Annotated in this window: 13 protein-coding genes; all 13 read left to right on the top strand. The window is 28.6% G+C overall.

The window, feature by feature from the left end; all coding sequences use genetic code 11:
* Positions 1 to 412 precede the first annotated feature (412 nt).
* Positions 413 to 622 carry a hypothetical protein gene (locus LGK95_RS21060; protein WP_226126877.1) on the top strand — a complete coding sequence of 70 codons (210 nt, stop codon included), beginning with the start codon at positions 413 to 415 and terminating at the stop codon, positions 620 to 622.
* Positions 623 to 781: 159 nt separating this feature from the next.
* Positions 782 to 1339, top strand: coding sequence for a hypothetical protein (locus tag LGK95_RS21055; RefSeq protein WP_226126876.1), 558 nt, complete (start codon positions 782 to 784; stop codon positions 1337 to 1339).
* A gap of 1008 nt (positions 1340 to 2347) precedes the next feature.
* The gene (locus LGK95_RS21050) at positions 2348 to 2683 is read left to right on the top strand and encodes a plasmid mobilization protein (protein ID WP_226126875.1); all 336 of its coding nucleotides are present in this window, start codon (positions 2348 to 2350) and stop codon (positions 2681 to 2683) included.
* Positions 2684 to 3742: a relaxase/mobilization nuclease domain-containing protein gene (locus LGK95_RS21045; protein ID WP_226126874.1), complete on the top strand. Its 1059-nt coding sequence runs from the start codon at positions 2684 to 2686 to the stop codon at positions 3740 to 3742.
* Complete coding sequence (locus LGK95_RS21040) at positions 3732 to 3977, top strand: hypothetical protein (RefSeq protein ID WP_226126873.1); 246 nt, start codon at positions 3732 to 3734, stop codon at positions 3975 to 3977. Before LGK95_RS21045 ends, LGK95_RS21040 begins: the two co-directional genes overlap by 11 nt.
* 24 nt (positions 3978 to 4001) lie before the next feature.
* Entirely contained in the window at positions 4002 to 4427 is a 426-nt protein-coding gene (locus LGK95_RS21035) for an SHOCT domain-containing protein (RefSeq protein WP_226126872.1), read from the top strand.
* Between the two features lie 290 nt (positions 4428 to 4717).
* Positions 4718 to 5401, top strand: coding sequence for a hypothetical protein (locus LGK95_RS21030; protein WP_226126871.1), 684 nt, complete (start codon positions 4718 to 4720; stop codon positions 5399 to 5401).
* Between the two features lie 361 nt (positions 5402 to 5762).
* On the top strand, positions 5763 to 6434 hold the full coding sequence (locus LGK95_RS21025) for a hypothetical protein (protein WP_226126870.1): 672 nt from the start codon (positions 5763 to 5765) through the stop codon (positions 6432 to 6434).
* Between the two features lie 407 nt (positions 6435 to 6841).
* Positions 6842 to 7522, top strand: a complete 681-nt coding sequence (locus LGK95_RS21020; RefSeq protein WP_226126869.1) for a DUF5680 domain-containing protein — start codon at positions 6842 to 6844, stop codon at positions 7520 to 7522.
* Positions 7523 to 7578: 56 nt separating this feature from the next.
* Positions 7579 to 8448 carry a methionyl aminopeptidase gene (locus tag LGK95_RS21015; protein WP_226126868.1) on the top strand — a complete coding sequence of 290 codons (870 nt, stop codon included), beginning with the start codon at positions 7579 to 7581 and terminating at the stop codon, positions 8446 to 8448.
* Between the two features lie 711 nt (positions 8449 to 9159).
* A complete protein-coding gene (locus LGK95_RS21010; RefSeq protein ID WP_226126867.1) occupies positions 9160 to 9603 on the top strand; it encodes a hypothetical protein in 444 nt (147 codons plus the stop codon).
* Complete coding sequence (locus LGK95_RS21005; protein ID WP_226126866.1) at positions 9585 to 9770, top strand: hypothetical protein; 186 nt, start codon at positions 9585 to 9587, stop codon at positions 9768 to 9770. Before LGK95_RS21010 ends, LGK95_RS21005 begins: the two co-directional genes overlap by 19 nt.
* Positions 9767 to 10354: DUF3231 family protein (locus tag LGK95_RS21000; protein ID WP_226126865.1), on the top strand; the 588-nt coding region annotated here is incomplete at its 3' end. The genes LGK95_RS21005 and LGK95_RS21000, both read left to right, overlap by 4 nt.

The following is a 10354-nucleotide window of genomic DNA, read 5'->3' as shown; positions in this document are numbered from 1 at the left end:
TGCAATTATTGCAAAGGATACATTTGATTATGCAAAAAAAGGTGGAAAACTAATGATTATACATAAGTGGATGGAAGAGCCTCCTCAAATGGAAGACAGGAATCAGCTTACAAAATAAAAGAATAAATATTCAGACGTATAATAAGTTGATGATTTTTTATAAAAACAAGTAGCACGCCCTAAATTGCTGAAAAAGTAGTAGAAGATATTTCTGCTGCTTTTTTTATCTAATAACATTATATGGTGTTTTTAAAATATAAAATAAAAAATACAAATGTCGTTAAAGTCTGATTTCACGACATTAACTTTCTTATTAATTGGTTGAACTTATTTTAGAGACAGATTAATAACGATTTTAAAGCCTAAACTAACTAAAGCTATTTAAAAATACGACAAAAGGCGGTTGAGCTTAATGAATAATAAAGAAATCATAGAAAATTTACAAAGTGGTCTATACGATATAGAGTATGGTGTAAATAAAGAAGATATTTTGATTGGAGCATTAATGGAAAAAACAAATTCCTCAGGACTAGGCAGATTTGAATTTGCTGTAAGCGGAATTGAGGAACAAAAAAGATTCTTGGAAGATGTCAATAAATATTTTTTAGATACATTAAAATAAACAAAGGAGTAGTTAAGTAACAACTTAACTACTCCTTTGTTTATCTTAATAATTAATTAATATTATATTGAAAGGGTTTTGATTGTTTTAAAGGGATTTTAACACTTTTAATAGAACTATAATAAGCATTAAAGAAGTTAAAAGGGTAGGTGTTTCAATATGCTTTATACAATAGCAGAGATAAGCAATTTAATAGGTTTATCAAAAGTTAGTATCTATAGGAAGTTAAAGTTAAAACAACTAGAACCATGTATTAGTAAAAAACAAGGAGTGACTTACGTTACAGAAGAGGGTTTAACGTTAATTAAAGATACTTTGAAGGTTACTACAGACGAGATAAAGGGTGGTAATAATGATAGTGATAGTATTTCACCAAATGATTATATAGCAACAGATACAGAGGATTTTAACTTTAAAGAAGACTATATAAACACGTTAAAAGATCAGTTAAAAGTTAAAGATTTACAATTAAATGAAAAAGATGTTCAGTTAAAACATAAAGATATTCAATTAAATCAAAAAGATATACAAATAGGTGAATTACATAGTTTAATTGAAAATAGCCAGGTTCTTTTAAAAGAGAAGCCAAAACAGGATATATTACAATTAGAGGATCACTTTAAAGACCTGGATAATAAATTAATTGAAATGAAAGATAAGATGCAAAAGAAAGACCAAGATCATATAGGATTATTCAAAAGAATATTTAAGAAATAACATTTTATCTAATAGCTTAGCATTATATGAGTTTTGTAATAAATATAAAAAATGAATTGATTATTACCATATTATGAGTTAAGATGTAAATAATATTAAACAAAGAAAATATAAAATATAAAAAAAGATCCAAAAAATAAAATAAAAGTCCTCCAACTCCGGTTATTGTATTGAAGTACAATAAACGGCAATATCTAAATATGTATCACTACTACATAAAAAGAATTTTGAAGAACTATATTAAGTTGATTATATCAATTTAAATATGATTTATCAAGTCCTTATGTAATAAAAAATACATAGGGGCTTTTTATTTTTATATTGAGAGTTGTTAGAGCAAGAGAGCAACTATAAATAATTTCTAACGGTGACATGAAGCCAATGCAGAAAATTCATGGGGAGTTGTAGTATTTAAGCTTATTTATATTCTTCGCCCTGAGAAGGGTATATCTGACCTTTTAAAATATTAGATAGGGTGGTCGCTATTAGTCGCAAGACATAAGGGTTTAATACAATCATGGACAAGCTGTTTATGAGTATGCATGGTAATAGAGTGTATATTAAAATATTATTACAAATAGGCTTTCGGAAACTTCAACATCAACCAAATATTAATGTTATCCTAATTTTTTTAGGGTAACTACGTCTTGCTTAACATTCCCAAATATTAGTTGATTGAAGCTATAGTGTCAAGTAATACCTTGAGCAAATATAGAGTATAGACCAACTGGAGTAATGGAAGGGTAGCCCGTAGGGAGGTTCCATTGTGAAAGACGGTAGTAGTTTTTATAGTTTTCGTTTATATATAAACATTATTTCGCTTTAATTATAGTGTTTATATTATATCTTAGGTAATATTGCATAACCAAAAGTGTAGCGTTATACTGATTATAATCAGTAATGGCAAGATTAGTATTTGGATAGCCTACGCCTTCCAAATACATCTTGCTTGGAGGGAAATCCCCTCCAAGACCACCCCAAAATAAACAATGATTTTTTAAAAAGGAGTTGAGAAAAATAGACCAATATAGAACCAGAAGTAAGCAAATAGTTTTAAGAACAACTGAAAAAGAATTTGAATTAATACAGGAAAAAGTTGAAAAATCTAAGCTAAAACAAAATGAGTTTTTACTCAATTGTGCATTACAAAAGGACATAATTGTAATTGATGGGTTGAGAGATTTACTTTTGGAATTAGTTCGAGAAGGAAAAAATTTAAACCAAATTGCAAGAGCATTAAATCAAAAAGATGATTTTTATTTAAACGAAATTACTAAATTAAAAGAAAAGCTAACAGATCTCTGGGGAACTGCAGAAGAAATTCTAAAGGAGGTAAAAAAATAATTGGCTATAGTAAAAAGTTTAGCAGCCACTAAAACATTGACTAATCAATTAAAGTATTTGCAAAAGGAAGGTAAGACTAGGGAGGATTTAAAAGAAGGGATTAATTGTAGTGTTGAAAATATAGAAAGAGAGTTCAACACTATAAAGCTTTTATATGGAAAGACAGAAGGAAAGCAGTATTATCATTTTACTCAAGCGTTTAGTCCTGATGATAATATAACTCCTGAAAAGGTAAATAAACTAGGCAAAGAGTGGATAGAGAATAATATTAAAGACCACCAAGTTTATATTGTTACACACATAGATAAAGACCATATACATAATCACTTCGTGATAAATAGCGTAAATATGGAGAATGGAAATAAACTACAAATTAGTCCTAAAAAGCTTCTTGAGATGAAAATTGCTAGTAATAAGATTTGCGAAAGAGAAGGATTAACGAAAATAGATATAAATAGAAAAGCTGATATTAAAAAGACAATGGCAGAGCTAGGCATGGAGCTAAGAGGTATAACAACATGGAAAGATGAGTTAAGGCAATGTATAGACTTTGCGAGGGAAAGAACCAAGAACTTAGAAGAATTAAAAGAAAAACTAGAAAGTGATTTTAAAATTTCAACAAGGGAAACCAAAAACAGTATTAGCTTTAAGCACCCAGAGCAAAACAAGTCAGTGCGAGGTAAAAATCTAGGTAACAAATATACGAAGGGGGAAATTGAGAATGGGTTTATTGGACAAGAAAAAGGAATTAGAAGAGAAAGAGCAGAGCAACAACCTAACCAGGCTACAAGAACAGAGTATGAAGGCAAGAATGGAGTACGAAAACACACTGCTAAAAGAGAGCTTGGAGACATCGAAACAACAATACGAGGAATTGAACAAGGAGTCAAAGAAAATCTTAAACGAGAAACTCCAGGAGATAATGCAGAACTACGATCTAACGAAACAACAAGTCCAGGAGTTGAAAACAAGCAACCAAATGTTGAAAGAGGGCATAGAACAACAATTAAGTCAGTTAAACCAAAAGTGCATTCAAGAGGTGACGAGTTTGAGCGATAAGTTCGGAAGTATCCTTTCAGAACTGCAGGTTAAAGTAGAAGCTACCTACAAGAGGAATACAGAACTTATAAACAAAGAAACTGCCGACTCAGTACAAAAGTGTCAAGAACTTCAAGAAAGCTCTAATAAACGATTTGAGAGCTATTACAATCGAAAGAAGCTAATTGACTGGCTTATATACATAAACCTTGGATTAACACCTATATTTCTAATTCTTTTATTCTTTATAAAATAAAAAACAGGAGGAAATTAAAAAATTATGCGTAAGAAAAAATCTTTTATAAATCCAATAACAGTATGTACAATAACAGGAGCAATTTTGTTGTTTAATGTGTTCTATAAGATGTATAAACAGCCTGTAGGTGCACCAACAAGTGAATTTACTGGAAGGCTTTATATGGGGGGAGTAGGAGCTATGTTTGGCAGTATCATTGGTTTAATGTTAGGGCTTTTTATATATACAATTTTCAAACCAAGTAAAACCAAGATACTTTTGCTAGAACAAAGAAGAATGATAAAAGATTTTGATAACAATAACAACAATAATAATTACAACAATAACAATAATAATGACAAAATTGATAAATTAAGTAAGCTAAATGAATTAAAAAAAAGTGGTGCAATATCGGATGAAGAGTTTAATAAATTAAAGAAGGAAATAATAAATAGAAAACAACGAAGCTAATTATGTAGCTTATGTTAATATATTTGCGACTGCTCCAAGTCAAATATAATAGAAACTAGCTGGTGGAAGTAGGGTGGAAAATGTAATTTGTAATCTCCAGTATTGCATGCATCGGCAGTCTAAGCTTTATATATACAATAATTTAGTATCTGCCTTTTCACTTCGTGGATAAACAAAATATTTTTATCTATTAATTTTTCACCCTTAAATTATCTTGCGATATCTATTTGATTTTTTACAAAGGTATAAGTAAAATATAAATATGATATTTATATAAGGTGGGGTGACTAATGGTAAAAGAAGAATTTAATAAGTTAGAGGTATTGGAGCAACTGAAATATATAAATAGTTTACTTGAAGAAGGACAAACTTTGAGAAAAATTAGCAGTGATTTAGAAATGTCTAAAACTACATTTAGAGATAGATTTGCTAAAATAGCTTATACATATAATGCAAAATCAAAACAGTATGTTAAAGATAATAGTTTAGATTTACAATTACATATAAACAATATAAAAGTAGCAAAGAGAACTCTTAACCATGATGTAGCGGGTGTTGATAAGGTTATACAAAATGATAACAATAGTATAAAAGACAATAAAATTATACAAAACAATAATAAAAGTATAAGTGAAAAAGCTATATCTAAACAAGATAATATTACAATGAAACTACAACAAGAATTAAAAACTGCATTAGCAGAAGTTAGAGAATTATTAGAAATGAAAGATCAATTAAAAGAAGTTATACAACAATATAATAAAAGTATAAAAAAAGTTGATGTGCAAGTGCAGCAAGAATTAAAAGTAGATAAGGAAAGATTTAATGGGGAATTAAAAGGCAGATTAATAAAAGTGTATGGCAATGTAAATGATGCGTGGATAAATTTTTATAAAAGTAATAATCAATTTAAGATGCAAGATTTATATTCTGTAGCATTATTAGAATTTATAGAAAAATATTCTGAAAAATAACACCAAAAAAAAACCATCTGGAGCTCAGATGGTTTTTTCTTTTGGTTCAATATAATTTTCGTTATATTGTATGCCTTTTTATTTTAATGCAATACCAATAGATCGAAGGAGCATTCACTATAACACTTATTATCTTGAATGCGCTTGGGGGGGAGCATCAAACTGATTTTCTTGAGAATAATTACACAAAGCATTAAAATATATTTATATAAATATAAATAAAAGATTTAGTTTTAAAGGAAAAACCAATTAACTATAGAAATATTACTTTAGTAATATTTCTATAGTTAAAAAAACATTAACATTTATTTAGATGCGTTTAGAAAAAATTACTAAAGTAATAAAGCAGGTGGTGTCAGTTATGAGTAATGCTAAAGTCCTAAATTTATCTTATTTAAGTTTAGTTGAGATAGCAAGAGCAATAAACCAAAATACAATTGCAAACAAAAATAGGTTAAAAGAAAAAAAAATTGTAACAGATAAATTTATTCGTAAGTTTTCAATTAGCAGAAAAGATTTTAGTGAGACATTAAAAACAAAAGCAAGGGGAATAAAATATAATTCTTCAACCTATTTATACGACATAAATGATAATTTTGTAGAAGAAGTAGTAGCAGAAAAAGTAGAAGATACTATTGAAATTATAACACCTAAAAGGGAGAAGTTAGTAGAGAAAAAAAAGGATAGGAAAAAATATTACGAAAGTAATAAAAATGCCGAAGGTCTACCACTGACTAATGAAATGACTGGTATTAAACAGATTGTAAGTGTAAAAGATGATTTATTTAATATGATAGAGTGGTACAAAAGTAAAATAGCAAAAGAGAAATTAGAAAGCAATACTTTAAATGAGCAAGTAGATATAAATGAATTCTCTAATGATTTAAAAGGTAATGTTGTTGTAAAATATTTGAAAGTTTATAAGGATACATTCGAAAGATTTGAAGCAATATGTGATAAACATAAATTTATAAAGAAGCAAGATATGCTAAGTGTAGCACTCTTACAATTTTGCAAAAGATATGATAAGTAATAACACTTGACCCTATTATTTAAACCAATATGTTAAACTTAATTTAACATAATCATACGTTATGTTAAACTCACGCCTTAATATACCAAATCAGAAAATAACTAATAACAACTATATCCGTGTCTTGGCTTCTCTTACTCAATTTTCAATAGTATTTTAGATATAGGCCAAAAGGCATTCGATATAATATTAATTATGTTGTATGCCTTCTTATCGCTTAAAGCTGAACAACTTTTTACATGGAATTTAAGTTATAAATAGTATAGTTAAGTACTATATCAATTTATTTGTTGAGGTTAGTTTGGTGAAACAAAATTCAAATGCAACTTATAGTTGACAAAAATGTTATGTTTAATTGGTAGCAATATGGTTGTCTTATCAGTAAACTTATTTAGGGGTGATTAGAAATGAGTTTTCCGGAACAATTGCAGAGTCTTAGAAAAGGAAAAGGATTATCGCAAGAGAAATTAGCTGAAATGCTTGGTATATCAAGGCAGGCAGTTGCAAAGTGGGAAGTTGGACATTCATACCCTGACATTGCAAGACTAATTGCATTAAGTGATTTCTTTAAAGTAAGTATTGATAAATTAGTTAATGATTATGAAGAAAATTGTCGTTTATGTATAGAAGAGAAAAAAGTTGATTCTATACATGAAAAAACAATAGAATTTTTACGTAATGCCAAAAGAGCTACATATACAGGAGAGGGTGTTGAAATTGGATCTTCAAGACCTAATTCACATGATTTAGAGTATACAGAAGGAAATCTAAAGTATATTGATACCTATTTAGGAAGAGAGCAATTTGGAGGAGAAGAAGCTTTATGGGAAGATGACATTCCATTTTGGTCAATGAATTATACCGGCAGAATTATTGGAAAAGGGTTTTCAGTAAAATTTTTAAAAGAAGCATTAAGCTTAGTACCAGAAGAAAATCCATATCGTGGACCTATGGTATATCAAGATGGACAATATAAATATCATTGCATTGTTAATGGAGAATTTAATTGGTTTCAAGGATATGAGGAAATTTATTTTGATGATACGAAGGTGTATGAGTGCTTTTTTCATGGTGGAATTATTAAATAATAGATTAATTGGATGTGGTTTTTAGTTGAATTAATCTTAATATAGGAGAATGTGTAATGATTTTATGTAGAAATGATAAATGTTGGTGTAGAAGTGGACTAAAATATAAGAATTGCCATTTGAACTTTGATAAAAAACTAGAAACCTTGAAGAACCAAGGCTACAAAGTTCCAACAAGAAATCTTATTAAAAATAAAGAGCAAATTGAAGGAATAAGAAAAAGTGCTAAAATTAATAATGGTGTCTTAGATTTAGTTAGTGAGAATATTAAAGAAGGAATAACTACAGAAGAAATTAATGAACTAGCATATGAATATACAACATCTCACGGTGGAATTCCAGCTACTCTTAACTATGATGGATTTCCAAAAAGTATTTGTACATCAATCAATGATGAGGTGTGTCACGGAATACCGAGTAAAGATGTAGTACTTAAAAATGGTGATATCATAAATGTTGATGCAACTACTATACTTAATGGATATTATTCAGATGCATCAAGAATGTTTATGATTGGAGAAGTAAGTGATAAAGCTAGTAGGATAGTAGAAATAACTAAGAAATGTTTAACTATGGGGATAGAGGCAGTGAAACCTTGGGGCTTTTTAGGTGACATAGGAGCAATTATACAAGAATATGCAGAAAGTAATGGATACTCAGTAGTTAAAGATTTTGGAGGACACGGAGTTGGACTAGATATTCATGAGGAACCATTTGTTTTTCATTTCGGGACTAGAGGAACAGATATGATTTTAGCACCAGGAATGGTATTTACGATTGAACCAATGATAAATGGTGGAAGTCATGAAATATTTATAAATGAGGATAATGGATGGACAGCATTTACAGCTGATGGAGCACTTTCCGCACAATGGGAGCATACAATTCTTGTAACAGAAGATGGTATAGAAATAATATCAAAATAACAATGATTCTTTAAAACATTGTTTTAAAGAAAATTAGGTATGTAAAAACTAACGAATGTAACGCAATGGTAATTAGTGTACTAATATACTAGTATTGATGCATAAATGGAGTGTATATTCTCAATTAGACACCTTTTAGGTAGTAAAATAGAGACTCATTTCATATTAAAAGAGCATGAATGAGGGTATAGGCTAGTTATAGGTACATAAGAAATGTCGTGAAATTTATATTTCACGACATTTGTTGTATCCTGATTTTTATATACATAAAAATCAATTGCTTGGATATAATAAAAAAGATGAAGTTAATTGTGTTTTTGATTATAATCCTTTAATCCAAGAAGCCCTTAAAAGGGCTTCTTTATTGCGTTAAAGAGTTTAATATGAATTGGTTGAAATTATAATAAGACAATGTTGTAAAATTAATGAGCTTATAACCAACTCTAAGACATCAAAAAAAGTAAGGCCTAATATATCTGAACTAGAACAAACAAGCCTTTAAAAGAGAGTTATAGGCTCTAAATTCATGTATAATAATCAATAAATTATTATACATGAATTTTTTTATTAAAGATGTAAAAATGAAAATTGAATATATTTTTTTTGTATATCAACTACAACTTTACATTTTAGGAATAAATAATTTTAAGTATAAAATTTAATGTATTGATAAATAATAATAAAAAAGATATTAGGAAGGTGTTAAATACAATGGGGCAATTATTATCATGGTTATTACTTATAGTACCTTGGTTTTTACTTATACCATTAGATTCAAAACGGTTAAGACACTTTTCATCTGTGGTATTCTTTACTATATTTTTAAGTACAATTCATTGGCAAATGGCAGATGTATGGAATTGGTGGTCCATTACAAATAACGTGTTTTTTCTTAAAAATATTTCGTCATTTACATATGGTTTTCTTCCAGTTACCACAATGCTTGTATTTTATTTTACTTACCAGAATGTCTGGCTATTTTTTGGAACAAATATAATTATGGATGCATTTCAAGCATTTATCATTAATCCATTTGTTCTTGAAAAATTTGGACTTTTCAAGTTGACTAATATGAGTAATTTCGGGTTTTTCCTTTTGTTATTAAGCTTTGTTCCTATTATTTATCTTTATCAAAAATGGTACGAAAGAGAGTAAACAATATAAATCATAGAATGGATTCTGAAGCTGATTCTACAAAAACAGCACTACAAGTACAAACTCAGATAATGCTGTCCAATGAAGCTACAAAACCGACGCAGGCACTAGGGTCACTCCAACCAATATTAAAAAATTTTATAATCATGAAAGAAGGGTTTATATGACAACCGAAGCAAAAATACAATTAACTTCATCAGAATTAGGTACATTATGGATGACTTATATATCAAAGTCAGCAAGATTAATAATATTTGATTTGTTTAAAGATAAAACTATTGATAAAGAGGCTCAAAACATATTAAGTACCTATATTCCTCAAGGACAAAATATACTGAATGAAATTGTGAATGTATTTAATAATGAGAAAGCAGTTATTCCAATGGGATTTGATGAACGTGACGTGGTAAGAGAAGCACCTCCTCTATTTGATGACATTTTTAATATAATGTTTGTTCGCCAAATGATGAAATTAAATTTTGGTCATTCTGCTGTATTCTCAGCTATGTCATATACAAAAGAAGCTCGTGATATATTAAAGCATAATTACGATCTTGCTGATAAGTATTATGGTATAACAACAAACTATCTATTAGAAAAAGGAGTTCTTGCAAAGCCACCATATGTAACCATGCCAAAGAAAGTAGAATTTATTGAAGATAAAAATTACATGAGTGGACATAATCCTTTTTCTGATAAACGTGCATTAAATACAATTGAGGTTGGTTTTCTTAATGAAGCTATTGAAGAT

This window comes from Clostridium algoriphilum, from assembly GCF_020443705.1.
Lineage (GTDB): Bacteria > Bacillota > Clostridia > Clostridiales > Clostridiaceae > Clostridium_AD > Clostridium_AD algoriphilum.
Note: the sequence above shows the minus strand (reverse complement) of the source record. Positions and strands in the feature narration are given on the sequence as shown.

What these genes read in the sequence shown, in the direction of transcription:
- LGK95_RS21035 (WP_226126872.1), top strand. Translation starts at nt 4,002, where the DNA reads ATGCGTAAGAAAAAATCTTTTATAAATCCAATAACAGTATGTACAATA.
- LGK95_RS21030 (WP_226126871.1), top strand. Translation starts at nt 4,718, where the DNA reads ATGGTAAAAGAAGAATTTAATAAGTTAGAGGTATTGGAGCAACTGAAA.
- LGK95_RS21015 (WP_226126868.1), top strand. Translation starts at nt 7,579, where the DNA reads ATGATTTTATGTAGAAATGATAAATGTTGGTGTAGAAGTGGACTAAAA.
- LGK95_RS21060 (WP_226126877.1), top strand. Translation starts at nt 413, where the DNA reads ATGAATAATAAAGAAATCATAGAAAATTTACAAAGTGGTCTATACGAT.
- LGK95_RS21025 (WP_226126870.1), top strand. Translation starts at nt 5,763, where the DNA reads ATGAGTAATGCTAAAGTCCTAAATTTATCTTATTTAAGTTTAGTTGAG.
- LGK95_RS21005 (WP_226126866.1), top strand. Translation starts at nt 9,585, where the DNA reads ATGGTACGAAAGAGAGTAAACAATATAAATCATAGAATGGATTCTGAA.
- LGK95_RS21010 (WP_226126867.1), top strand. Translation starts at nt 9,160, where the DNA reads ATGGGGCAATTATTATCATGGTTATTACTTATAGTACCTTGGTTTTTA.
- LGK95_RS21020 (WP_226126869.1), top strand. Translation starts at nt 6,842, where the DNA reads ATGAGTTTTCCGGAACAATTGCAGAGTCTTAGAAAAGGAAAAGGATTA.
- LGK95_RS21055 (WP_226126876.1), top strand. Translation starts at nt 782, where the DNA reads ATGCTTTATACAATAGCAGAGATAAGCAATTTAATAGGTTTATCAAAA.